Annotated in this window: 19 protein-coding genes; 8 read left to right on the top strand and 11 right to left on the bottom strand. The window is 48.6% G+C overall.

Going from position 1 to position 25,096, the window contains the following annotated elements; all coding sequences use genetic code 11:
- Positions 1–22: 22 nt before the first annotated feature.
- From Q0R17_RS08275 to Q0R17_RS08260, 4 genes are all read right to left on the bottom strand, one after another.
- The gene (locus Q0R17_RS08275; RefSeq protein ID WP_293933901.1) at positions 23–1,621 is read right to left on the bottom strand and encodes an ABC transporter substrate-binding protein; all 1,599 of its coding nucleotides are present in this window, start codon (positions 1,619–1,621) and stop codon (positions 23–25) included.
- Between the two features lie 533 nt (positions 1,622–2,154).
- Positions 2,155–2,772, bottom strand: coding sequence for an NF038129 family PEP-CTERM protein (locus tag Q0R17_RS08270; protein ID WP_293933898.1), 618 nt, complete (start codon positions 2,770–2,772; stop codon positions 2,155–2,157).
- The gene (locus Q0R17_RS08265) at positions 2,772–5,447 is read right to left on the bottom strand and encodes a lamin tail domain-containing protein (RefSeq protein ID WP_293933894.1); all 2,676 of its coding nucleotides are present in this window, start codon (positions 5,445–5,447) and stop codon (positions 2,772–2,774) included. The genes Q0R17_RS08270 and Q0R17_RS08265 overlap by 1 nt, the downstream gene beginning before the upstream one ends.
- 387 nt (positions 5,448–5,834) lie before the next feature.
- Positions 5,835–6,773 carry a carbohydrate kinase family protein gene (locus tag Q0R17_RS08260; RefSeq protein WP_293933892.1) on the bottom strand — a complete coding sequence of 313 codons (939 nt, stop codon included), beginning with the start codon at positions 6,771–6,773 and terminating at the stop codon, positions 5,835–5,837.
- 341 nt (positions 6,774–7,114) lie between these two features.
- Between Q0R17_RS08260 and Q0R17_RS08255 the strand changes: the two genes are divergently transcribed.
- A complete protein-coding gene (locus Q0R17_RS08255; RefSeq protein WP_293933889.1) occupies positions 7,115–8,389 on the top strand; it encodes an ABC transporter substrate-binding protein in 1,275 nt (424 codons plus the stop codon).
- Between the two features lie 9 nt (positions 8,390–8,398).
- Here Q0R17_RS08255 and Q0R17_RS08250 read toward each other — a convergent pair whose 3' ends face one another.
- The 4 genes from Q0R17_RS08250 to Q0R17_RS08235 form a co-directional block, all read right to left on the bottom strand.
- The gene (locus tag Q0R17_RS08250; protein WP_293933886.1) at positions 8,399–9,022 is read right to left on the bottom strand and encodes a FecR domain-containing protein; all 624 of its coding nucleotides are present in this window, start codon (positions 9,020–9,022) and stop codon (positions 8,399–8,401) included.
- Between the two features lie 484 nt (positions 9,023–9,506).
- Positions 9,507–11,183: a bifunctional UDP-sugar hydrolase/5'-nucleotidase gene (locus Q0R17_RS08245; protein WP_293933883.1), complete on the bottom strand. Its 1,677-nt coding sequence runs from the start codon at positions 11,181–11,183 to the stop codon at positions 9,507–9,509.
- Between the two features lie 112 nt (positions 11,184–11,295).
- Positions 11,296–12,015: a pseudouridine synthase gene (locus Q0R17_RS08240; protein WP_293933880.1), complete on the bottom strand. Its 720-nt coding sequence runs from the start codon at positions 12,013–12,015 to the stop codon at positions 11,296–11,298.
- Between the two features lie 261 nt (positions 12,016–12,276).
- Positions 12,277–13,461 (bottom strand): SGNH/GDSL hydrolase family protein, encoded by a 1,185-nt coding sequence (locus Q0R17_RS08235; protein ID WP_293933877.1) that lies wholly within the window; start codon positions 13,459–13,461, stop codon positions 12,277–12,279.
- Between the two features lie 535 nt (positions 13,462–13,996).
- Here Q0R17_RS08235 and Q0R17_RS08230 point away from each other — a divergent pair.
- The 4 genes from Q0R17_RS08230 (at position 13,997) to Q0R17_RS08215 (ending at position 17,571) form a co-directional block, all read left to right on the top strand.
- Positions 13,997–14,761: a sulfite exporter TauE/SafE family protein gene (locus Q0R17_RS08230; protein ID WP_293933874.1), complete on the top strand. Its 765-nt coding sequence runs from the start codon at positions 13,997–13,999 to the stop codon at positions 14,759–14,761.
- Positions 14,761–15,588: an NAD(+) diphosphatase gene (nudC, locus tag Q0R17_RS08225; RefSeq protein ID WP_293933871.1), complete on the top strand. Its 828-nt coding sequence runs from the start codon at positions 14,761–14,763 to the stop codon at positions 15,586–15,588. The genes Q0R17_RS08230 and nudC overlap by 1 nt, the downstream gene beginning before the upstream one ends.
- Positions 15,589–15,621: 33 nt before the next feature.
- Positions 15,622–16,512, top strand: coding sequence for a DMT family transporter (locus Q0R17_RS08220; protein ID WP_293933868.1), 891 nt, complete (start codon positions 15,622–15,624; stop codon positions 16,510–16,512).
- 96 nt (positions 16,513–16,608) lie between these two features.
- Positions 16,609–17,571 (top strand): hypothetical protein, encoded by a 963-nt coding sequence (locus Q0R17_RS08215; RefSeq protein ID WP_293933865.1) that lies wholly within the window; start codon positions 16,609–16,611, stop codon positions 17,569–17,571.
- A 117-nt stretch (positions 17,572–17,688) separates the two neighbouring features.
- On the opposite strand, the gene Q0R17_RS08210 is transcribed toward Q0R17_RS08215, so the two are convergent.
- From Q0R17_RS08210 to Q0R17_RS08200, 3 genes are all read right to left on the bottom strand, one after another.
- Positions 17,689–18,402 carry an SDR family NAD(P)-dependent oxidoreductase gene (locus Q0R17_RS08210; protein WP_293933862.1) on the bottom strand — a complete coding sequence of 238 codons (714 nt, stop codon included), beginning with the start codon at positions 18,400–18,402 and terminating at the stop codon, positions 17,689–17,691.
- 54 nt (positions 18,403–18,456) lie between these two features.
- A complete protein-coding gene (locus Q0R17_RS08205; RefSeq protein WP_293933859.1) occupies positions 18,457–19,761 on the bottom strand; it encodes a hemolysin family protein in 1,305 nt (434 codons plus the stop codon).
- Between the two features lie 223 nt (positions 19,762–19,984).
- Positions 19,985–20,968 carry a patatin-like phospholipase family protein gene (locus tag Q0R17_RS08200; RefSeq protein WP_293933856.1) on the bottom strand — a complete coding sequence of 328 codons (984 nt, stop codon included), beginning with the start codon at positions 20,966–20,968 and terminating at the stop codon, positions 19,985–19,987.
- Positions 20,969–21,122: 154 nt separating this feature from the next.
- Between Q0R17_RS08200 and creB the strand changes: the two genes are divergently transcribed.
- The 3 genes from creB to creD all read left to right on the top strand — a co-directional run bounded on the left by creB (position 21,123) and on the right by creD (position 24,973).
- Positions 21,123–21,815: a two-component system response regulator CreB gene (creB, locus tag Q0R17_RS08195; protein ID WP_293933854.1), complete on the top strand. Its 693-nt coding sequence runs from the start codon at positions 21,123–21,125 to the stop codon at positions 21,813–21,815.
- Positions 21,815–23,248: a two-component system sensor histidine kinase CreC gene (gene creC, locus Q0R17_RS08190; RefSeq protein WP_293933852.1), complete on the top strand. Its 1,434-nt coding sequence runs from the start codon at positions 21,815–21,817 to the stop codon at positions 23,246–23,248. Before creB ends, creC begins: the two co-directional genes overlap by 1 nt.
- A gap of 321 nt (positions 23,249–23,569) precedes the next feature.
- A complete protein-coding gene (gene creD, locus Q0R17_RS08185; RefSeq protein ID WP_293933849.1) occupies positions 23,570–24,973 on the top strand; it encodes a cell envelope integrity protein CreD in 1,404 nt (467 codons plus the stop codon).
- Positions 24,974–25,096 lie beyond the last annotated feature (123 nt).

Below are 25,096 nucleotides of genomic sequence, written 5' to 3'. Positions count from 1 at the left end.
CGTTCTATGGAAGATCAAATAGTTATTTCAGACTCACGCCAGAGAAAGAAGTCAGACCAAATGGGCTGATTTTGAACCCTTGCACTTCTTTACGCAGTGGCACGTAAACGGTGGAGTGTGCAACGGTTGTCCAAGGCAGCTCACGCTTAAAGACTTCCTGCGCTTTTTCGTACAGCTTGGTGCGTTCAGCTTGATTAGTAATAGTGCGCGCTTTTACGACCATCTCGTCAAACTCTTTATTGCACCACTTAGCGTAGTTATTGCCTTCTACCGAAGCGCAAGCCAAGTTCACACCTAGCCAGTTATCAGGATCGCCATTGTCACCAGTCCAACCTACCAAGATTGCATCGTGCTCACCCGCCTTGCCGCGCTTCAGGTACTCGCCCCACTCGTAAGTGGTGATCTTGCCTTTCACGCCCACTTTAGCCCAATCCGCTTGGATCATTTCAGCCATCAGTTTGGCATTTGGGTTGTAAGGGCGCTGTACTGGCATGGCCCATAACGTGATCTCAGTGCCTTCTGCAATGCCCGCTTTTTTCAGCAGCGCCTTCGCTTTAACCGGATCATAAGCCGCATCTTTTAGCTTTTTATTGTAAGACCACTGAGTAGGTGGCATTGGGTTAGTGGCAGACTGGCCCGCACCTTGGTAAACCGCTTCGATAATGGCTTTCTTATTAATAGCCATATCCAGCGCTTGGCGAACTTCTAATTTATCCAGTGGTTTGTGCTGAACGTTGTAAGCCAAATAGCCAAGATTGAAACCGGCTTGTGAAGGCACGGATAAACTTTTGTTTTCTTGCATGGCTTTCAGATCAGCTGGCTTTGGATAAACCATGACATGGCATTCACCCTTTTGCAGCTTTTGGTAACGCACAGAAGCATCTGGGGTAATCGCAAAAATCAACTTATCCAGTTTTACTTCGCCTTTTTTCCAGTATTCTGGATTGGCATCAAAGCGAATATTGCTGTCTTTTTGATAGCTTTTGAAAATAAATGGGCCAGTACCGATAGGCATGGTATTTAGCTGCGCCGTTTTGCCGCTCTTCAGCAGGCTATCTGCGTATTCAGCCGAGTAAACAGAGGCAAAAGACATCGCGATATTTTGCAAGAAGGCCGCATCCACTGCTTTCAGTTTTAAACGGATGGTATAAGCGTCTACTTTTTCGATACCCACAATATTGGTATCAAGGCTCATATCAGATACATATGGGAAATCTGAAGGTGCGGCCTTGTTAAACGGTAGATTTTTATCCGTCATGCGCTGAAAAGTAAACGCCACATCATCGGCGTTAAAGTCACGAGTCGGCTTAAAGAAAGGCGTGGTGTGGAATTTCACGCCTTTTCTCAGATTAAAAGTGTAAGTCAGCCCATCAGCCGATACTTCCCACTTTTCTGCTAAACCTGGCTCAATTTGGGTAGAACCTTGTTTAAATTGCACCAAGCGATTGAAAACAGGCTCAGCAGAGGCATCAAAATCCGTGCCAGAGGTATAACGCACCGGATCAAAACCGGCTGGGCTACCTTCAGAACAAAAAATCAAAGTTTTGCCGGCGGCCATTGCAGCCCCCGCATTCAAAGCACACGCCGTAGCGAGAATATATCCGAGCTGTTTCAATCGCATTTGTGATTCTCCCACCTTACTACGTTAATAGAGAAAACTCTTTCCGAGTCTAAAAGTGCTGCCTTGCAGTAAACCTCACGTTAAGGAGTACTCCTACTAGAGATATCCCCAACGTCTTTAGCTATGATTTTTTGTGGAATTGGTATTAGGCCTTTTCACTACATGACCTGCACTCCAAAAAAACCGATATAAATCAAATAGAAAGAAGCAAGCAGGATTCAAAAAATCACAATTAAATTTCTAAGCAAGCATAAGCTCAGAGTAATTAATTATTTAGCATAAAAAAATATAATTTCATCGATCAGCGCATTTATGTAGCGATTCGTCAGAAGCTCTGTAAGAAAGCTCTCGGCAATAAAAACCACAATGATGAGAAATAGCTACGCGCCGTTACATTGCTGTAAGCAAACTTACAAACAATCAAATTAAATACTAAAATTAATTATTCTATTTTTACAACAACTTCAAAACATAAAAAACGACCCCGCAGGGTCGTTTTTAACCACAAGCAGTGAAACCAGCTCTTTGCCGTATTAAATCTTACTGATGTAAGAGCTGCGCTTACGCCGTTGCATGGCCAAACCTAATAGACCCAAACCAATCAAGGCGTAGGTTTCTGGCTCTGGTACGGGGGTAATCGTTGCCACGGCCTTACCATCGGCACGAAGCAAGCTGTTAAATGACGTTGCGCTGCCCGGGGTAAATTCTGCCATTACTGCAACACCCGATGGATCCGCACTTAACAAAGAGCTGTAGTTTTTATCTAGCAAAGAAAAAGCAAAGCTAGTGCCTGAACCAATTACCGAATTGCTTTCTGCAAATTCAACATTGAACTGTAGTTTTTTGCCAAAGATAACGCCCTGAGTAAATTGATTAGACTGCAAATTATCCAGCTTTAAAGTAGAGCTAAGCTGCCCAAGCACGTTAAACGTGTTGCTGTTATCGACCAGCCCAAAGCTGCTGCCACGGAACTGGCTAACGAGCGCACGAACCAAAGGTGAATCACTTAGGCCATTTAAACCCAAGGCTACAAAACCGCCCTGCCCTTCCAAAGCGCGAGTATCCACATCCACTTGATACATCGCCGCCGAAGCCATGTTGCTGCAAACCAAGGCAAGGCCAGCCAATGCTAGTTTAAGGGTATGTTTCATTATTTAAAGTCCTTATTAGCCAGAATTTGTGCAGTGAAACGAATCGCAACACGTGCCGGATTGTTAAATTTAAGCGGTAAAACCAGCGCCGTACCGGCAGTAATATTGGCAAGCAGTACGCCATCTTCAGCGCCATTTGCCAGCGTTACCCCTGCAGGTAAATCTTTGATTTGCACACGGACTGGGCCACTTACAACGCTTTGCGCGGCCAAGCTAAGGCTGCCATTAAATGTTTTGCTGCCCGCGTTATAAACCAAGCCTGATTTTTGCTGACTAAAGCGCGCAGTGATATCAAACCATGCTTGTGGCAGGGTTAGCTTTGCTACTTCTGGCTCGTGATCCGATGCTTGATCTGCAAACTCAGAATTCACATGCACCACATCGTATTGAGCACGGCTGGCTAAGGCTGGCGACACCAAAATATGATCCAGCACTTGGCTATTGCCTTCATAAACGTAGGTATAGCGCTCGTTTTCTGGCAGCGTTTCAACTAGATCCACTAAGCCCACCGCCTTTAAGCGCTGTACTGAGGTAGAGAACTGGTAATCATTGATATCCCCCAGCACCACCACATTGGCATTGCGATCCAAGGCGTTAATCCGGCTAACAAAATCAGCCACGATTTGTGCTTGTTTATTGCGCTGCACTTCTGAGCTGCGATTAGCCGGTTGGAAGCGGCCACTCAAAGGCTGATCTCCCCCTTTAGAATTAAAGTGGTTAGCAATCACAAACAGCTTGTTGCCATTAAAAGAAAACTCGCCGGTAAGCGGTTTACGGCTGGCATTAAAAGCTGGGTCTGTTGGAGCAATACGGCCAGGGCTAGCAGTCAGGCAGGCTTGTTCTGGGCAAGCCACCACGTCGATGCCCTGAGTGGCAGAGCCACCCGCACGATCAATAAAGCTCACTCTTGCTGGATTAAACAAGAAAACTTGGCGGATATTGCCGCCTGGCTCGCCACCGTCTTGGCCATCTACGGGGTTGATTTGGCGATATTGATAAGCTGGACCGCCTGCCGTTTTAATCGCCGTGATGAGCTTGGCCAAGGTTTGAGCTGGGTCAACCGAGCCATCGCTCGTCGCGCCGTTATTGTCTTGGATTTCCATCAAGCCAAGAATGTCGGGCGATTGCAGGTTTTGTACGATTTGCACCGCTAGGCGAGCAAACTTAGCCCCGCCTTCATTGGCATCGAGGTTTTCTACGTTAAACGAGGCAATCGCTAGTTCATCGCTAGTCTGTTTAACCGTGGTTTCTGGCTGCAGATTGCTACTCACAGGAGCGGCTAATTCGCTAAGCTGTAAGTTATAGTTAGCAAAGCTATAATCCACCACGCCCACCGCTTGCGGGAACCAATCCCCCACATTAACAGCAGGTGCCTTGATTGCACCTGCGGCTAATTTAATGCGCTCTGGGTTAAAATCGGCTTCAGTCACCACTACCCCACCACGTGGTGAGCGCGGGCCTGCGGCTCTGCCGTGATCTGCAACGACAAACACTTCGCCAAATTTATTGCTCGGGCCAACCACTACCGCGCCATTAATTTGCACGCGCATGCCTTCTAGGCTTTCATAAAAATCGAGGCCATTGGCTAAATCAAGCGTAGTGGCTTGCTCAATATCAGCCACATTACCTTGCCATAGCCGCTGATTTGGCACATTGCTAGCCAAGATAACGGGCGCAGGCAGTGCATTGCCGCTAGACAATTTGCTAGCGCCGCCACTGGCTAATTTGATTTGCGTGGTGGTTAAATTATTGGTACCACCCGTGCCGCCTGGGCGGAACTCGCTGACTGTGCCAGAAACCAATACCGAATCGCCCACCACCACCGTTGGCGCACTGCCAACAAACACAAAAATCCCTTCAGACGTTAAAGGATCGTTATCTGGCAGCGGGTCTTGCAGATAAAAGCCATTGCTTGCCAATAGGGTTACAACCCCTGGCACATTGCTCACCATGGTATTTTCTAAAGGCGAGCGATGCGCATGGCCTTGAATATCATGGATGCGTTGGCTGCTTGGTGTTGGAGTGGGTGTTGGAGATACACCACCGCAAGTATGCAGCAGGGTTGCACCATTACGCGGTGCAGGAGTGGTCACTATAAAGTCAGCGCTATTGTCGTTGCTATCTGTGCAGCCTGCGTTTTTGCGTAGGGCAGCCGTACTATTACTTAATAGCGCAATTGGGTTAGTTTCTGCATTGTTTGCAGAACCAAAACCTACGTAATCCAAAACATTAGCGTTGCCGCTGCACTGCGCACCGCAAGCCAAAAGCAAATTATTTTTAACAAGAGCCACTTTGCCACTGCTTGCGCTTAACAGCAGGGTGCCTATCGCTTCTGGAGAGGGTAGATTTACACTGCCACCTGTGCCGGTAGACTGCTGAACTAAGTAATACTGCCCAGCAAGCAAGACCCCATTGATCGCTGTTTTTTGCCAGCTGCTGCCCGTTGCCGAAGCGTATTGCACGCTCCAGCCAGTAAGATCTGCAGGCTGGTCACCCGCATTAAATAACTCAATAAAATCACTTTTAAATATCGCCCCGCTATTACCGCCGCCGCCGTAAACCTGGCTAATCACCACTTTTGCTGCCGCATGTGCGGGAGCATTTATTCCCCAAGCCATTAAACACAGTGCCATCAACGTTTTTAGCTTGCAGCCTTCTACCGCCTTCTTATTCATTGCAACCCCTGCTTTTATGGTTAGTCAGGATTCCCGACGTGAGCACAAACCATATAGACAAAGCATGAAAACAACAAGTCAGTTGCGTGACAGATTTAATGCAGTAGAAATTACTAATATTATTTAACTGATGTTACGTACAAAGACTATTCAATCCACGAAAAACACTAAATACATGAAGAAAATGGATCAAAAATGGGAGATCTTCCTCTGCTTTTCATTATAACGCGTAGATTTTTTACCTAATAAGTATTTGATTTTAAATGTAATTATTTAAATAAATAAAAAATAAAGGGCAATGCGGCCAACTGTTCGTGCTTTTAGTGGACTGCGTACTTTTTGATCTTGCTGCGTAATACCCCTTATTAAGCAAGCCGCACAGCGCCCCTACACCAAGGACAAACCAAAAGCCTGCTCAAACCGTGCCGCAATCTCCTCACGGCTAAAAACATGGTTTTGCCCGCCCTTATAGCCAATTTTAAGTGTGCCTAATAATGAGGCCAAGCGCCCAGTCCTTGGCCAGTCCCACCCTTGGCTGATGCCAAATAACAGCCCAGCACGATAAGCATCACCACAGCCGGTTGGGTCTAGCACCTCATTGGCCACAACCACGGGAATATCATGGCAAATTCCGCCTTCATAAATTTTAGAGCCATCTTCACCTAGCGTAACAATCAGCACTTTTGCGGTGTTTTTAAGCTCATCCATGCTCTGGCCAGTGGTGTTCAGCACCATTTCTAGCTCGTAGTCATTCACCGTCACATAGCTAGCCAAAGTAATCATCCGCAATAGCTCCGCCGCATTAAACATTGGCAGGCCTTGGCCGGGGTCAAAGATAAAGGGGATATTAGCGCTAGCAAGCTGCTCACAATGCTCTTGCATGCCTTGCTTGCCATCAGGGGAAATAATCGCCAGTTCAATCGCTACTTGGATATCCGCCACACGGTTTAGATGCGAAAAACTCATGGCACCGGGGTGAAAAGCATTGATCTGGTTGTCGTCTAAATCAGTGGTTAAAAAGCATTGCCCAGTAAACGTGTCTGCAACTTCTAAAATGCTATCACGACGAATACCCAATCTATCTAGGCGATTGGCATAGGGAGCAAAATCGCAGCCTGCGGTTGCCATAATTTGCGGGTCCCCACCCAGCATTTTAAGGTTATAAGCGATATTACCCGCACAACCACCAAATTCCCGACGCATTTCCGGCACCATAAACGACACCGAAAGCATATGAATTTTTTCTGGCAAGATATGATTTTTAAACCGATCTGGAAAAACCATAATCGTGTCATAAGCCATAGAACCACAGATCAAAACAGACATTGTGTTCATACCTCGCAAGGGTTAATTGAGTAAGTATAGGTTGCAAACTAAGTTTAAATAAGTAAATCAGCAATGAGGCAAAATCATATTACCCAGCAACATACCCACAATATAAAAGCCTTACTCCATCGTTTTATCATTGCTTAATAAAAAAAGATATACACAAATATCGGTCAATCATCATATGCCAATATGACAGCCATCTATACCTAGTTTATTAGAAATGTAAGTCACATTTTTACAACAACACTTCACACTTTTACACAATATTTAAAATCACATAGATAACACAATACTTATGTTGCCAAGCCGCACCGCCAAAAAAAATGGAGCATATCTAGATGAAGAAAAAAATTATTACTAGCGCAATGGTTGTAACCAGTATTTTAAGCGCCTCACCCGTTTTTGCAGCTGAAAAAGTAAAACTAGAATTTTGGACCATGAATATGGCACCTAAATTTAATGATTACTTTAAAGGCCTTGCTACTCAATTTAATCAGCAAAATCCAAACCTAGATGCCATTTGGGTCGATATGAATTGGGATCAAATTCAGCCTAAGCTGATTGCTGCTATTGCAGCGGGTAACCCACCGGCCCTAGTCAATTTTAATGTACCGTGGGTGCATGATTTTGCCCGCCAAGGCAATATTTTTCCGCTGAATGAATACTTGGGGGCGGATAAAAATCTTTATCAAGACAATGCACTTAACGATGTTACTTATAAAGGAAAAATCTATGCCTTTCCTTGGTATAACTCTGTGGCTGTGATTGCCTACAATAAAGAAATATTTGATAAAGCGGGTATAAAAACCCCAGCTAAAAATTTTGATGAATTAATTAGCCAAGCCAAAACTATTACTGCAAAAACAAAATTACCCGCATTTACACCTAAATTATCGGCAGAAAGTGGTGGCAGTTTTATCAATTGGTTTTATTACGCGGGCTTGCCAGTGATTGAAAATGGCAAAGCAGTATTTAATTCCCCTCAGCACATTGCATTCTTGCAAAAATTTGTAGATTTATATAAAGCAGGCGCAATACCTAAAGATGTATTTAAAATTGAATTCGAGCAAGAAATTGCCGCGTATAACACGCAGCGCATTGCCATGATGACCACCGCACCGCAGGCGTTAAAACGCACTGAGCAAGATAGCAAAGCCGTTTATGGTAAAACCGAAATCGCCCCATTTCCGGTTTCTGGAGGCAAAATGGCCTTTGGTGGTTGGATGATGGATTACGTGATTCCTAAGGGCGCAAAATCACCAAGCGATGCGGCCAAACTGGGCAAGTTTATTACCAGCGATGCCGCTCAATTGGCTTTCTCCAAAGAAACCGGCACTACGTTCCCATCGACTAAAAAAGCGGCAGCAGACCAGTACTTTATGTCTGGAGCGAAGAGCAGTGATCCGGTAGAAAAAGCCCGCGCCGTGGCCGCCCAATCTATTGGCAACGCTAAAACACTGACTTTAGAACCAGGTATTCTGCCAGATGAAACCACCATGCAGCGCACCCTGCAAACTGAAATCCAATCGGCGATCACAGGGCGTAAATCTGCCAAAGCCGCACTAGATGCCGTGGTTAAAAACTGGAATGAGCGCTTAGCTAAACAAAAGTAGGCGCTTAAATCAGCCGGCCAGTGCATGAGGCTTACGCCCGGCTAATGCTTCTAAAATCGCCAATTCGTCATCGCTATGATTACGAAGTGGCGATTTTTCTATGCCGCCTTTCGCATCCAGCGTATGCGCTTTATGGTGGCTGGCTTTTACCCGAAAGCGCCGAGCTTCTTGGTGCATTGGGCTTAAATCGACTTCTCCATAGCAGAGGCAAAAGTAGGTGCTTTGCTCGCTGGCCTCGGCATACAGCCCCGTGCCGCGTATCCCTGCCGTTACCGTTGGCGTAATAATCTGCTTATTACCTTTAGCAAATACCGCAAGTAAAGCGCCGCTCAGTAAACGCAAGCTCCCCAGTACTAAGCCTTTTTTCTCTAATTGCAAAGAGCCATTGGCACGTAGCAAATAGACATCATTATCCAGCCTGACCACCAGCTTTGAATCTGCCCCCGTGCGTAAATGGTCTCCTAAGCTAATCGGGTCGCCCAGTTTTAAAGGCTGATCATTCCGCCACGCCTGCCCAAGGAGCTGCTTAACTTCACCCGATGCGCCAGCCGCCCATGTTGGCGCGGCCACCGTGGCAAGTAAGCTGCCCACCAACAATAAAAACTGCCTGCGCTGTAGACATTGATGCTTCATTGGCTCGCTCCCTAGATAGAGGTTTAACTGATTAGCCTCTTGCTCAATCTCATTATAAATATCGTAGGGCGGGTGAAACCCGCGTATTTATTCAGCATTGCTCGCGGGTTTCACCCGCCCTACAAATCCATCGACAAAGAGTTCATTAAGCAAGAGACATAATCAGGTAGGTTTAAGCATAGCTAAATATACTGACATTGATCACTGCATTTCCACTAAGAATACATCAGTCTGGCACTGGGATGATCTGCTCTGGCTGACCGATACGCTTATATAAACATGCACCAATGCCAAATCATCAACGGCAGCTGGCTCTTTTTCCCTAGCAGAAGCAAACTCAGTAGGAAAAAAAATTTCAGCATAAAAACATGGGGCTAATCAGATGAAAAAAAGCCCCCTTTGCTCACTTAAGTAGCAAAGGGGGCTATGACTCAATCCTATCAAGGGTAACGCTTTATCGCGTCAGCCAAGCGGATGATATGGCTTAGTTCAAAACACTAATACGCTCTGCTTTTGGCACAGCAAGCATTGGGTTTTTCTTCAGGTAGTTTTCCAAGGCATCCACATCTTGCGGGCCACCAAGCACGCTCTTACCGTTTACAAACTCCAGATAACCATCGCCACCCGTTGCCATAAAATTATTCACCGTCACGCGGTAGTTGGCTTTTGGATCGATAGCCACGCCATTGAGCTTAATGCTGGCAATATCTACCTTGCTGCCATCTGGCTTGCTCTTATCCCATACATAGCTAAAGCCTGCCGACACTTGCATGATTTTGGCCGCCCCAGCATTCCACTGCTGCTCGAGCACCTTATCGATTTGCTCGCCAGTCAGCGTCATCGTCACGAGGGTATTACCAAAGGGTTGTACGGTAAACAGCTGGCCGTAAGTCACCTTAGCAGCGGCATCTGGAGCCAGCTCGGCACGCACACCACCCGGGTTCATAAAGGAAATTTGCGAAGCGCCATTGCTCTTATCTGCTGTGGCATCAAGCTGAGCATCGGCAATCACTCGGCCTAGCGGCATTTCGCCCGCTGCCGTGGCTATTTTAGTCAGCGGGCCTGCAATGGTTCCTGCCACTCGATCTTTCAGTGGCGTAACCAATTTCAGGAATTTTTCGATCAACGAGGTTTGGGCCGCATCTTTTGGCACATCACGCGTCACCGCCAGATTATTGGCGCTCATCTTAATCACATTGCGGGTTTTAGGATCAATGGTCAGATCAATGTCCGTCACCATGCCACCATATTGATAGGCGCTGGTCACCAGCTTATCGTTGATTTTGCAGTTGTAGGGCTGATGAGTATGGCCAGAAACCACCACATCAATGGCTTTATCTAGCTTGTTTACGATATCGACGATGGGGCCAGAAATGCCATTGCATTCATTGTATTTTTTATCAACAGTCACCCCACCTTCGTGCAGCAAGACCACAATAGTTTCAACCCCCAGCTTTTGCAGCTCAGGCACCAGCTTATTGGCGGTTTCTACTTCGTCTTTAAAATCTAAACCCACCACACCAGACGGCGTAACAATACCCGGCGTGCCTTTTAAAGTCATGCCGATAAAGCCGATTTTTACGCCTTGAAATTCTTTGATTTGATAAGCAGGAAATAGCGTTTTACCGGTTTTGCTGTCTTGCACATTAGCAGCCAAAAACTTAAATTTTGCACCGTCAAACTTACCATCGGCACAACCTACTTTATCTGCGTGGCAGCCGCCATTTTGCATACGCAGTAATTCTTCACGGCCATCATCAAACTCGTGATTACCTACCGCATTAAAATCCAAACCCAAAGCATTCATGGATTCAATCGTTGGCTCGTCATGATAAAGCGCAGAAATCATCGGGCTAGCACCAATCAAATCGCCAGCTGAAACCACGACATTATTTGGATTTTTAGCTTTAAGGTTTTTAACCCAGGTCGCCAGATATTCAGCACCACCTACCGGCACCTTGGTGGTTTTACTTGGGTCACTGGCATCGGGAACGGTTAGGGTGATCGCTCCTGCTTCGATATTGCCGTGAAAATCGTTAATGGCAATCAGCTTAACCTCAACAGGAGCAGCTACGGCTTCGGGAGTCGCCAAATCAGAGTCATTACACGCAGTAAGTGCCAGCGCGATGCTGGCCATAAGCAAGCCATTACATAAATTCATGGGGATACCCTTAGGCAGGCAGCAAAAAATTAGTAAGAATAATGAAATTTAATGGCAAGTTTATAACAAATAGATGACTACGCCATTACATTTCATGCTTTCCCCATGTGTTTTACTGTGCTGACACCAACAGCGCCATTTGTGCCTCAGATAAATAGCACCATTCACCCTCAGGTAAACTCATCTCAGCCAGTTTTAAGCCGCCAATTTCTGAGCGACGTAAACCAGCGCAATGATTGCCTGCTGCGGCCAGCATGCGTTTTACTTGGTGATATTTGCCCTGCTCCAGCACGATTTCTAGTTCATTCTCACCTAGCTTTTTGCAATGCACGGCAGCCAAAGGCGCTGGCTCATCGTTAAGCTGCACACCGGCGATTAACAGCGCGACCAATTCATCGCTCACCGGCTCGGCAGTGATGGCGACATACACCTTGGGCACATGGCGCTTAGGGGAGGATTGTGCGTGGATAAACGAGCCATCGTCCGACATCAGCAACAGGCCGGTGGTATCGTGATCTAAACGGCCGACGGGCTGCACTTCGCGCCAATTAAACTGCTCAGGTAATAGCTTTAATACCCCTGGATGATGGCTAGGTTTACGTGAGCATTCATAATTGGCCGGTTTATTCAGCGCAATATAGACGTGCTCACGATAGGGCCAGCTTTCACCAAAAATGGTGAGCTCTAGCCCTGTAGTTTCAAAAGCGAGCTTAAAGTTGCTGACAATCTCACCATTTACGGCCACTTCACCGTCGGTAATCATCTCGCGACAACCCTTGCGCGTACCAAAGCCCTGCGATTGCAGGATGCGATCTAATGTTAATTTGCTCATGAGCGAATTTTACCGGATACACAGCGCCTAGGCGATAAGTAGTGAAGCATCCGTTTTCTTGTATCTTAGTCCAGCTAAAAAAGCGTCATCCCCGAGCGCCTTTGTCGGGGATCCAGCAGCTCGGCTGGGTTCCCGCCTACGCGGGAATGACGGCTGACTACTTTTTGGAAAACTGATTGCAAAGTACTTATTATCAAATTCTAGGCAATAAAAAACCGCACTTAAGCCCAAGGCCAAGCGCGGTTTTTTTATGGGTAAAGCTTACTTCACAAAGCCTGCTGCCATCGCAGTGCCTGCTGCTGCTTTACCTAGAACAGCATGTCCTGTAATCGATGGGTGTACGCCATCTGCAAATAGATAAGTCACATCGGCATCAAGCGCTACCAGATTTTTTCCTGTGCAAGTCAGGGCAGAAACTTTAGTTGGATCTGTGGTGGGTGGCAAGGCAGTGATTGATGGCGTGGTGTCGTTATTACACGCCATATTGCTGGTGTTAACCAAACCAAAGCTTACTGGGCTAACAATCGCTTTAGCCACAAGGCCTGCGGTATCTACAATCACGACTTGTTTCGCGGCGATTTCGGTGGCTAATGCTGCAGCAACCGCTTTGTTATATTCAACAGAAAGCGTTGTTGCTAAGCCTTTTAAAGGCGTTGGTGCAAACTGAGGGGTAACGCCTAGATCTGGCATATTGGCATAGACCACTTTGCTAGCACCCATAGCAACCAAGGTTTTCACTTGTGTGACCATTGAGGTCACATTTTTGCCAATCTCGGTTGGCGCTGTTGTAGGGCTGATTTTGCCTGCAGCCACCCCTGCTAAGAAAGCAAAGAAATCATTTGGGCCGCCTTGAATCAATACCAATTGGCTGGCATTAAAGCTAGTACGTGCCGCTTTATACTTGGCAATTTGGCCCTTGATCGATAGCGCCGTTGCCGATTGGTAAGTTACGCCAGGAGCCACCGTTACAAGCCCATTGCTAATCGCTTGGCCCTTGGCATTTACAGTTAGCTCTGTATCAATTCTTGAGCCACCTTCTGCGTAGGCACTACCACCTAGCTCATAAATCTTGCCCATTAAACTTGGTGTACCCACTGGCGCACCAGTGACTGGATTTAACCCGCTGAAGTTGACTAAGCGATTTGGGGTTAAATTTAAACCATATTCTGCGGCAAAAAACTCAGTCCACACCGCGCCAGTAGGGGCAGTAGCAGGCTTAGTGGTAAAGCGTAAACCAACCGGAATATCATTGCTTAAATCAGCATCTGCTGTAGTCGGGTTATACGTGCCGATATCGCTCAGGCTATCGCCAAAAGAAACCACTTCTTTAATATTGCGAGTATCCGCTGGAGTATTGGCATCTCCACCACCGCCACACGCAGCGAGCAAGGAGGTCAGTAGCAAAACAGCAAAGGGGCGGCTTGCCCGTGGCAGCGAAGAATTCATGTAAATCTCCCGTCTTGTTTTGATTAGCACAAGCCAAAGCCCGATGCTCTATGTAGTAAACCATCTTGATGCTACGAATCAAACGTGTGTTTGACAAGCCAAAACAGCTTAGGACTATCCCTAGGTAAGAGCTAACGTTGCCTATTGACCGACTAACGGTAAGGTTATGTAAAAAATTAGTAATGCAGGCAAATAGTCATGTAATTGCAGTATATCCACCTACATCTGCCCCTACACATCCAAGATTCAGCGCAAATTAGTTAGTTTTCATAAGGAATGACCTAGCAGGATAACTTGCGTATCCTGACAAATAGCCACAGAAACTACGGTGGCTTAGCTGCTGATCAGCGGATGACTTAGCGTGTACTGATGTATTTAAGCGACACACTGCTAGCAGCGCTTTCTTAAAGTAGCCTCAGATTAAAAAAAAACTACTTTTTATGCGGATTTAAATCGACATACGCTCGCTAGCGAGCTTAGCCTCAGGCCAACAAGTAGATCACCTCATTCCACAGCATCACCTGTGCCCAAATCCATGACTGAATTAATCGCATTATTTGTTGTATCGCTCATTGCCAACATCCTTTCCGCACTTGCGGGTGGCGGTGCGGGCCTATTGCAGCTACCTATTTTGCTATTTCTAGGCTTGGCTTTCCCAGTGGCGCTGGCTACGCATAAAGTGGCCAGCGTAGCGCTAGGCTTAGGCGCTACGGTCAAGCATCTCAAAGCGGGCACGCTCAACTGGCGCTTTTCGCTGATTATTCTGGCAAGTGGCTTACCTGGCGTATTTATTGGCACCATGTTGGTATTACAGATTCCTGAACGCTGGACATTACTTATCCTCGCTCTGCTTACTAGTGGCTTGGGTATTTACTCGCTACTCTCCCCCTCACTTGGGCAAGAAGCGCAAAGCCGTCACCGCAGCGGCTTAGCGCTTTGGCAAGGTGCGGCGGGCTTATTTTTAATCGGCATACTCAATGGCTCATTTACCTCGGGTACGGGGCTATTTGTTACGCTGTGGCTGGTGCATTGGTTTGGGATAGATTACAAACGCGCCGTGGCTTACACCATGGTGTTGGTGGGTTTATTTTGGAATGGCGCAGGCGCTATTTCACTGGCAATGCAAGCGGGGCTCTACTGGCCTTGGGTTCCTATTTTGCTAATCGCCTCCGCCCTAGGTGGGTATTTAGGGGCGCACTGGGGCTTAAAACAAGGCAATCAGATGATTAAACGCTGCTTTGAAAGCGTCACCATCCTGACGGGAATTTCTCTACTCATTAAAACAATAAAGGTATGGTGATGTGGCCTGTCAATTTTATTCCGCAATATATTCATACGGCGGCAAACATGGACGCGCTGTGCTTGGCGTTTATTGGCGATCAACTTTTAGTCTGCGCCGATGGCCAACTGCCCCTCGCCGAAACGCTACCTGCCAGCGCTGAAATCAGTGTGCAAATTGGCGAGTACTCAGGCAGAGCCTGTGTCTTATTGGCTTGGCCCCAAGAAACCCCATACTCCGATCAGCTACAGGCCATTGGCCTACGCAGTGCATGGGGCTTGCTCGACAACAGCAGCTATTGGATTGCAGCCCGCGCCCAGCAACTACTGACCTTTGATCGGCAGCACCGTTTTTGCGGCCGCTGCGGCACCGCCACCACCCGCATGCCAACAGAAACCGCACGCGAATGCCCAGCCTGCCTACACCGTAGCTATCCGCGAATTTCACCCGCCATGATGGTGCTGATTAAAAAGGGCAGAGAGCTACTACTAGCCCGTTCACCACACTTTAGGCCAGGCGTTTATAGCGCTTTAGCGGGCTTTGTAGAGGCTGGTGAATCCCTAGAAGAGTGTATTCACCGCGAAATTTATGAAGAGGTAGGGGTAAAAGTGGGTGAGCTACGCTGGTTTGGCAGCCAAAGCCATCCCTTTCCCCACTCTTTAATGCTGGCTTTTATTGCCGATTACAGCTCGGGCGAGATCACCCCCCAGCCAGATGAAATCGAAGATGCCCAATGGTTTAGTCCAGAAAACCTACCCGAGCTACCTAGCAACTCCAGCATTGCCTACCACCTAATACAAGCAGGGCTAGCAGAGATTTTGGCAGATGATCGGGCTAAGGCCCCCTAAACCATCGTTTCCCTTTCCCTAAATGGAAGCAAGATGTATACAACATCCCCCAGCAACAGCACCTTTCGTTTTGGTGTGATTTTGGCCGTTTTTGCCGCTACAGGCTTCTCTTGCAAAGCCATATTTGCCAAGCTGGCTTATCGGCACGGTGTGGACGCCATTACCATGGTCTGTTTACGCATGTTATTTGTGCTACTGATTTTGGCTAGTTTCAGCCTGTGGCGCAGCAAGGGGACATTGGCTAGGCGGGATTATCTGGCACTGATTGGCTTGGGCCTGCTGGGCTATTATTTATCAAGCGTGCTGGATTTTATTGGCTTAATGACGGTAAGTGCCAGCTTAGAGCGGCTGATACTTAGCCTGTATCCCACCCTTACCGTGTTGTTTTCAGTGATGCTTGGCGGTGCGGTGCTCACACGGCACATTAAGCAAGCCTTGCCAATTACTTACTTAGGCATCGCCTTAGTGGTGTACCCCGGCTTAAAAGACGCCAATGCCGATTGGGTCGGGATTGGCTTTATCCTTGCCAGCACCACCTGCTACGCCCTGTATATGAGCCTGAGCCCCAAGGTGATTGCCCGTGTAGGCGCGATGCGCTTTACCGAGCTGGGGCTCACCGTTTCTAGCATCGCCATTATTTGCCACTTTTTAATCACTCACCCCGTGCAAGCGCTGATTCAGCCCCTGCCGGTGTATGGCCTTGCCGCGGCCATGGCCGTGTTTGCTACGGTGCTACCGATCTATGCCACTGCAGCCGCGATGAGCCGGATTGGTGCCAGCCGCACTGCCATCATCGGCAGCCTTGGCCCCATGCTGTCTATTTTATTAAGCATCGGTATTTTGGACGAACGCCTCAGCTCGATTCAATGGCTGGGCGCGGCTATTGTGATGCTGGGGGTGTGGATTGTAGGAAAAAAGTCATAAAAGCTGAATCAATCTAAGTAGGCTTAGTCTCAGCCTCTATTGGCCAAGTTAATCAATGAAGCAAACACTGGCAGCACGGCTATATATGGAAAGCGTATGAAACTCTGGAACTCACTAACAGCGCTATTTAAACCTACGGTACTGAGCTGCGACCCAAGCTTACTTGATGCACTAGCAGAGATTGCAAACCCACGGATTAAGCTTGCCAGCCGCTATCAAGTACGATTACAAAATGCCTGTGCCATTGCAGTTTCTTGGAGTGGCCGCATCGTGGCGCAGCTGCCTGTGCCGATTGAGTTATCTAGCAATAGTTGGAACACCGAGCCCCATGCCCACGCTGCATTTGGCACCAGCGAAAGTGTGCAAGAAACCATTAGCCATTCGGCAGAAGCCCAAACTTGGTTTGCCCAAAACCCGCTGGCCGATCACGCCTATGCCGTACTGGTAATGCAAAGCCAGCTGCAACAACGCTATGGCATGGAGGTATTTGGCGATAGCGTAAGGCAAGATGTGGCGCAACAAGTACTGGTATGCCGTGGCCAGCAGATTAGCCAAGTAGCAGGCAGCATTGATGCGCTGCATGGAATGTTGAAACAACGCTTACTGAAGCTAGTCGCCAGCCACGCCGCTTGGCATATTGAAGCAAGAGAACAATTTAAACGCCAACTAGCCGCCGAGCTAGAGCAAGTAAGAATCAGCTGGCGCTATTGCAAACCAAGCGAAGCACGCTATGCCGCGCTGACCCAGCAACTTGATCAGCTCTCCACAGAATTCAACGCCTGCCGCAGTGCCTTAGAGCCAGAAGCTATGTTGGCGCTGCTAGAAACCTCGCTCACCGATGCCAATAGCCATATCCGGCTCGAAACTCAGCGCTTAAATCTCAATAAAATGGGCGTAGTGGTCAGTAGCGACGCCGATGCCGCCGAAATCGCCCTCAGCCATGTATTAGCCGAACGCGGACAGTGGCTGGATAGAACCATCGTACCGGTCAAAATTGTGCGCAGCGATATCATCCCACCAAAAGACTTTAGCCAGCGGCTAGATGAGGTGTTGTTTTAATTTGTCAGCCCCAAGCCAAGCTCTTGTAGGGTGGGCGCAGCCCACGCGGGATGTATCAGCCTTTATCAACGTGGGCTGTGCAACATCAATTCCTTAAGATAAAACTAAGCCTAGCCCCTACAACTCGTCCTCAACGCTATAACGCTCACCACCTTGAGGCGATGAGGCCAAGCGCTTCACTAGCGCGGCGGCCACCTGCTGAGGCTGGCGCAACAGGCCTTGTTGTTTGCGGGCAATAAACCGCCCCACATCGGGGAATTCGGCGGTGCTGCGTGAGCGAATTTCGGCCTGCATCTCAGTATCCATCACGCCTGGATCAAAATTAATGCAGGTGACCGGATAGGCCGCAAGGCTTTGCTCGGCGGCCAGCGACCGAATAAAGTGCTCTAAGCCCGCCTTGCTAGCGCAATATAAAGACCAACTGCCATAGCCACGCAGTGCTGCACCGGATGAAATTTGCACCAGCGTTTTAGGCACAGGCATATCGCCAAAATGGCGGATAAACGCCGCAATAATGCGGATTGCCGAGTTGAAATTAACATTCAAATTAAGGGCAATCGCCTCATCGCTGATGGCTGAAACAGGTGCGAGCGGGCTAAGCATACCGGCGTTATTAACCAGTAGCACTTCTTCCCAAGGCTGGCTGGCAAGCTGGCTAAATGCTTGATCGGCCACACTGGCCGCATCGGCCGCAGCTAAATCCAGACGAATATGCCAGTTGCTGCTGCCGCTGCGCGAAAACTCACAAACATGCCAGCCCAAGCCTTGATACACATCCACCAAAGCCTCGCCTAAGCCTTGCGATCCACCGGTAATGCAAAGAAGCTTCATTTATGGGTGCCTATTGATGAGCTAAAACAAGGTAACCATCGTATTTCTTAGCGATTAACTCACCAACTCATGCGGGTAAATTCGCAGCAGCACAATTCTTGGTCCATTCATCTTTTTAACCACGGCATCAAAGTGCTCAAAACGAATACGCTGGCCTTCCGTGGGTAAATCACCGAGCTGCTGCATAATCAAGCCGCCCACTGAATCCGCCTCGGTTTCCTCAATATCAATCCCCAATGCACGCTCTAGGGTAAAGATATTCAAGCTACCCTTACCAATTAAAGAGCCATCGTCGAGCTTGGACCATTCATTTTGTGGCTGGCGGAATTCATCGCCAATCTCACCCACCAAAGCACCCAGCAAATTATCCAGCGTAATAAAGCCCAGCGGCTGGCCGTCCTTATAGGCCACCACAGCAAAATGCGGCGTGCCGTGCTGAAAGCGTTTAAACAGCTCAGATACCGACATACGCGGAGATACGGTAAGCACAGGGCGGGCTAATTTATCTAAATGAGTAGGCAACTCGCCTTTACGCATCGCAAAAAACACATCTTTTAAGTGCAATACCGATTGTACCTGCCCCGCCTCATTCAACAGGGGATAGCGGCTGTAGCGGTGTTTTACCAATAAATCTAAATGCGTTTCAATATCTGCACTCGCCTGCAAAGCCACCGCCTCATTAAAAGGATGCATTAAATCTGCGACTTCTAAATCACGGAAATCCAATGCCTGCGCCAAGACACGCCAATCATCTTCGCTATACTGCTCATCAGATTGCGAGGTACGTAAAATGAGCTTCAGCTCTTCAGCGGAATAATGGCTATCGTGATCATCCGCAATATCTAGACCCAGCTTACGCAGCACCCAGTTGGCACTGTGGTTCAGCATCCAGATTGCCGGATACATCAGCCAATAAAAACAATACAGCGGGATGGCAGTCCAAATACTGACCTTATCTGGCATACGAATCGCCATGGATTTGGGAGCAAGCTCGCCCACCACGATATGCAAATAAGAAATAATAAAAAATGCGAAGGCAAACGAGATGGAGTGAATCAAGGCCTCATTCACAATCCCCACCGAAGCCAATAAGGGCTGCAATAGGCTGACAAATGCAGGCTCGCCAATCCAACCAAGTCCAAGGGATGCGAGGGTAATACCAAGCTGACAAGCAGAAAGATAAGCATCAAGATTACTATGCACCTTGACTAAAATCTGCCCGCGCCAGCCCATTGTTTTAGCGATGGCATGCACCCGAGTTGAGCGTAATTTAACTAAGCCAAACTCTGCCGCCACAAAAAAACCATTGAGAAGAACCAACAGCAACGCAACTACAATCAATAAAATACTACTGCCCATATCAGGAGCTTCAAGAAGCTCCTATCCTTTTGTTTGTTTAAGTAGCCTTCATTATGCAGGATCAAAGCGTTTTTTAACGAGATCACTTTAAAAAATAAACACATAAACGGCAAAATGCGGCAGATGATGGTTAGAAAACCAAAAAAACTGACAAAAATCGACTTAAATCTCAATCTATTACACTTTATTGCATGGCAAACTGCACTGCGCAAGCCGCCACAACTTAAGCAAATACTTCTGCTAAATCCACGCTAGATGAGCGGCCTAAATCAGCATAATGGCCCGCCAGCCATTTTTTCCCCGCTTCACGCCCCATTTCTTTTAAAGTGGCAAAAAACTTTAGATTAACCGCTAATTTTGACTCCGCATTAAACTGCCCCATTTCTGCTTCAATCAAATGAAAATGGGTACGCGCAATATGCCGATCTAATTTTGACCAAACAAATAAGGGCCGGCGCGCTTTAAGCCGTGTAAACATCTGCATTTCTCGTAAAAATCCAGATTGAAACGTAATATCTAAAATTCTGCTTTGAATTTCTCTGGCCGAATCCGGTGTAGGGTTTAAATTAAGCGGCTGCAATAGCACCAGCAAAATATCGCAAGCATCGCAGTAATCAAATAAAGGAAAGATTGCCGGATTAGCCGAATATGCTCCATCCCAATAAGGCTCGTTATCAATCGTTACACTGCGATATAGAGTGGGCAAGCACGCCGAAGCTAAAACCACCTCCGCCGTCATTTCTGGATTAGTAAAAATCCTTAATTTTCCTGAATTAGCATGAGTCGTGGCAATAAATAATTTAACTGGGCTATGCTTTTGCAATGCCTCAAAATCAATTTGCTGACAGACCAAATCACGCAACGGGTTTAAATCAAAAGGATTCATTTGGCTGGGGGATAAATAACGCGTCCAATGCTGCATTATTTTACTCACCGACGTACTGTCGCCCGATCCCATATCAGCAGGCATGCTACTAGCAAGCGCTAGCCAAAATTTCTCTAACGCCAGTCTAGCCCCTGCTGGCCCACCATCCATCAAGCCCTGTGCCAGCACAATCGCATTCATTGCTCCTGCGCTCGTGCCGCTGACGCCTTCAAACTGCAAGCGGCCATCTTCTAGCAAGGCATCCAACACACCCCAAGTAAATGCCCCATGCGCGCCACCGCCTTGCAAAGCAAGATTAATCGTTCGCAAATTCTTAGTCATGGTCAGCCCTCACAAGAATGCACAAGAATAAACAAGCAGCCTAACGGAGCATTGTTAAAACCTGATGCTGCAATGCAGCATAGCAGCTATTGGCGAAGCACAAAGGGTAGAAAGTCGCTTACAATCAAAGGCATTACTTCAGATAAGGCCAGCAATGAGCGCCGCCATCGTATTAATAGAAGACGAACCCGCCATCGCCGATACGCTACGCTTTGCGCTAGAACGCGAGGGTTTTGCTGTCAGCAGCTATTTGCTGGCAAGGGATGGCGAAGCAGCCATCAAGGCGCAGCGGCCCGATTTGCTCATTCTAGATATCGGCCTGCCCGACGATAGCGGGCTAGAAGTACTCAAACGCCTGCGCCGCCACAGCGATCTACCGGTACTACTGCTTACCGCCAGAAGCGAGGAATTCGACCGAATTTTAGGGTTGGAACTCGGCGCGGATGATTATGTGCTCAAGCCCTTTAGCCCGCGTGAAGTTGCCGCCCGGGTAAAAGCCATTTTAAAACGCAGCAGCCCCAAAGTTGATGCCAGCTATAGCCACCCCGCCATCAGCAGCAGCCTATTTCAGCACGAAGCGCAGGCTCGCCGTATGCAATACGCGGGCCATTATTTAACTCTCACCCCCTCGGAATATCGCCTACTGATTACCTTGCTAGCCCACCCCGGCCAAGTATTCAGCCGCGCCCAATTGCTGGATGCGCTTGGGGAAGCCGCCGAAGATAGCTTTGAGCGCACCATAGACAGCCATATCAAAAGCCTGCGTGCCAAATTACGCCTAGTACGGCCAGACCTAGACCCCATCGCCACCCACCGTGGCTTTGGCTATGCGCTGGAGCAGATTTAATGCGTTTTTCGCTGCGGATATTTTTAGGCTATTTTTTACTGGTTGGCCTGCTGGCGGCTTTTTTACTCAAACTGGTTGGCGATGAGATCAAACCCGCAGTGCGCCAATCCAGCGAAGAAGTACTGGTAGACACGGCTAATTTATTAGCTGAATTGGTGCAGCCCGATTTTGTGGCAGGACGGCTAGACGATGGCCGTTTTGCCAGAGCCATCAAACTATTTGCAGAAAGAAACCCGCAAGCCAAAGTATGGGGCGTAGCGAGGGATAAAACCTTTTTGCGCGTGTATATCACCGATGCCAAGGGCAAGGTGATACTCGATTCAACCGGCCAAGCTGTCGGCCAAGACTATAGCCAGTGGCGCGATGTTTACCTCACCCTGCGCGGCCAGTATGGCGCGCGCAGCTCGCCGATGGATCGCTACGATGAATCTACCACCGTGATGCACGTTGCCGCCCCCATTACCAAGGGCAAAGAAATTGTTGGCGTACTCACCGTGGCCCGCCCCAACTGGGCCATGCAGCCATTTATTGAACGCAGCGAAAATAAACTCTGGCGAGCCGGCCTGATTCTACTGGCCATCGGGCTATTTATTGGTGGGCTATTTTCATGGTGGCTAAGCCACGGCATCAGCAAACTCACCACCTTTGCACGAGCAGTGAGCGCGGGGCAAGCCGTGGCCGTGCCGCACTTTACCGCCAACCGAGAGCTCACCACGCTGGCCGCCGCACTGGGCAATATGCGCGAACGGCTAGAGGGCAAAGCCTATGTGGAAAACTATGTGCACGGGCTAACCCACGAGCTGAAATCGCCACTGGCGGGCATACGCGGCGCAGCTGAAATCCTATTTGAAGAAGGTTTAACGCTCAAAGCAAGTGATCACAGCCGTTTTACCGGCCATATCCGCCAGGAAACCGCGCGCATGCAGCAAATTGTTGACCGCCTGCTGCAATTAGCCACACTGGAAGCAAGGCACGGCCTTAAAGATACCGAGCCAGTAGATATCGCCAAGCTGCTAGACGAAGTGATCAATGCACTTAGCCCACAAGCCGGTACACGGCAAATACTGCACGCACCATGGCCCAGCACCATCATCCACGGCGAAGCCTTTTTACTCACCCAAGCCATCAGAAACCTGCTGCAAAACGCACTAGACTTCACCCCTGAGCAGGGCCAGATCCATATTGAGCTAACGATAGCAGTGCAAAGCTTGCAAATTGCTATCCACAACCAAGGCGAACCCATCCCCGATTACGCCCTCACCCGCCTATTCGAGCGCTTCTACTCCCTACCCCGCCCCGCCACCGGCCAAAAAAGCACCGGTCTGGGGCTGGCACTGACCCGCACCATGCTGGAATTGCATGGTGGAAGTGTGAGCTTGGCGAATCATGCGGAGGGAGGCGTGGTGGCAAGAGTTTGTTTGCCATTGGATTAGATCATCAATAAAAACTCACGGTTGAACCACTTCGATCCCAAAGGGCACGAAATTCCACGGAGCAATATAGTGATCATACTGTTTGGATTAAACATCCTAGTTAGTAGGTAGGGCTAGCGCCTTATCAGCCCAACCGCCCCTGCTTGAACCGATCAAGCCTCGTTTCTCTCTATGAAACTCCATGTTCTCTGTGCCCTCTGTGGTTCAAGATTTGGGTTTTTCTGCACAACGCCCCATCTCCACACAATCTCCACATTCCACTCATTCTCCCTCCACACCCGCCTTGCACAATGCACCCATCGCATACACAAGGGGAAGGTCATGAAACTTAAGTGGAAGTTTTTCACCAGCGTGCTGCTGCTGATAGGCATGTTATTTATTCTAAACTTGGTCAGGCATATGGTGTTTGAGCGGCAGCAGCGTGCGCAAGAAGTTCGCCAAGAGATCGCCCAATTCAGTGCTGGGGAACAAACCGTGAAAGGGCCTTTTCTGGTGCTGCCTTTAACTGAAACCATCAGCAAACTGACCGAGCAACAAACCCCACAGGGGAAAGTCAGCGCTTGGGAAGAAAGCAGCAGTCGCCGCAATATCATCCTGCGCCCCGAGCAATTTTCAGCCAATGGGCAATTAGCGGTAGAGAAACTTAAGCGTGGAATTTTTGAAGCGCCTATTTACCGCAGCGATCTAATCTTATCAGGGCGCTTTGCTCTGCCTGTGCTTAGCCATTACGAACAACAGCCCAGCTCCACGCGCGAGAAAATCAGCAGCCGCTGGGGCAAGCCCTATATCGTACTTAGCCTTTCTGATGTGCGCGGCATACAGAATATGGGCGGCACGCTGGCGGCTGATTCATTAAATTTTGAACCTGGCACCTTGCAAGAAGTCAGCACGCCAAGTGTGGTCGCCGAAGCCACTTCGGGGGAAGAGCGCACGGTAGCCGCCGCTCCTGCAGCAAGCAATAGCTTAGGCGGTGGAGTACACGCCATGGTCAGCTTGCCTGCCGGTGCGCAATCGCTGGATTTTAAACTGAATCTAAAGCTCAGCGGCACAACGCAGTTACTGATCGAGCCAATCGGCAAAGAAAGCCACGTCGCGCTGGCAGGCAACTGGCCCCACCCCAGCTTTAGCGGCAACTTTGCCCCAGTCGAGCGCAGCGTTACTGCTCAAGGCTTTAGCGCGCGCTGGCAAACCAGCCAGTTGGCTACCGGTGGCAACTGCGTTAAATCCGATTGCCCAAGTGCATCTCTGGGCTTACGCTTGGTTGACCCCGTTGATAGATACGCCCTTAACGAGCGCACCATCAAATATGCCGAGTTATTTGTACTAGTGATTTTTGGCGCGGTGTTTTTGATGTCGGTACTAAAACGAATCGAAATTCACCCAGTGCAATACGCCCTAGTTGGCGCGGCATTAGCACTGTTTTTTCTACTGACTCTATCGCTATCCGAGCATTTAGGCTTTGCCAAAGCCTATTGGGCTGCCGCCGCCGCATCCACTGCACTGCTCGGCTATTACGTAAGCTTTGTACTGGCAGCATGGCAGCGCGGCGCAGGTTTCGCCATCATTCTCACCGCCCTCTATGGCCTCTTGTACGGCATCTTGCAATCAGAAGATATGGCGCTATTAATGGGCAGCCTAACCCTATTTGGCCTGCTGAGCTGCGTGATGGTGCTAACCCGTAAAACAGACTGGCAAGCGCTTAATTTGCGAGCAGTAAGCGAGTAAACAGGGGGATAGCCGCGTGGGCACGAGTGCCCTCCCTAAGATCCACACATCGTAATTCCATAAAAAATGGCCCATTGCTTTATTGAAAAGCAATGGGCCATTCCAGCTATCTGTACGCTGGGC

Origin of the sequence: Iodobacter sp., from assembly GCF_025352645.1 — a bacterium.
Lineage (GTDB): Bacteria > Pseudomonadota > Gammaproteobacteria > Burkholderiales > Chitinibacteraceae > Iodobacter.
This window is presented reverse-complemented; position numbering and strand designations above follow the sequence as displayed.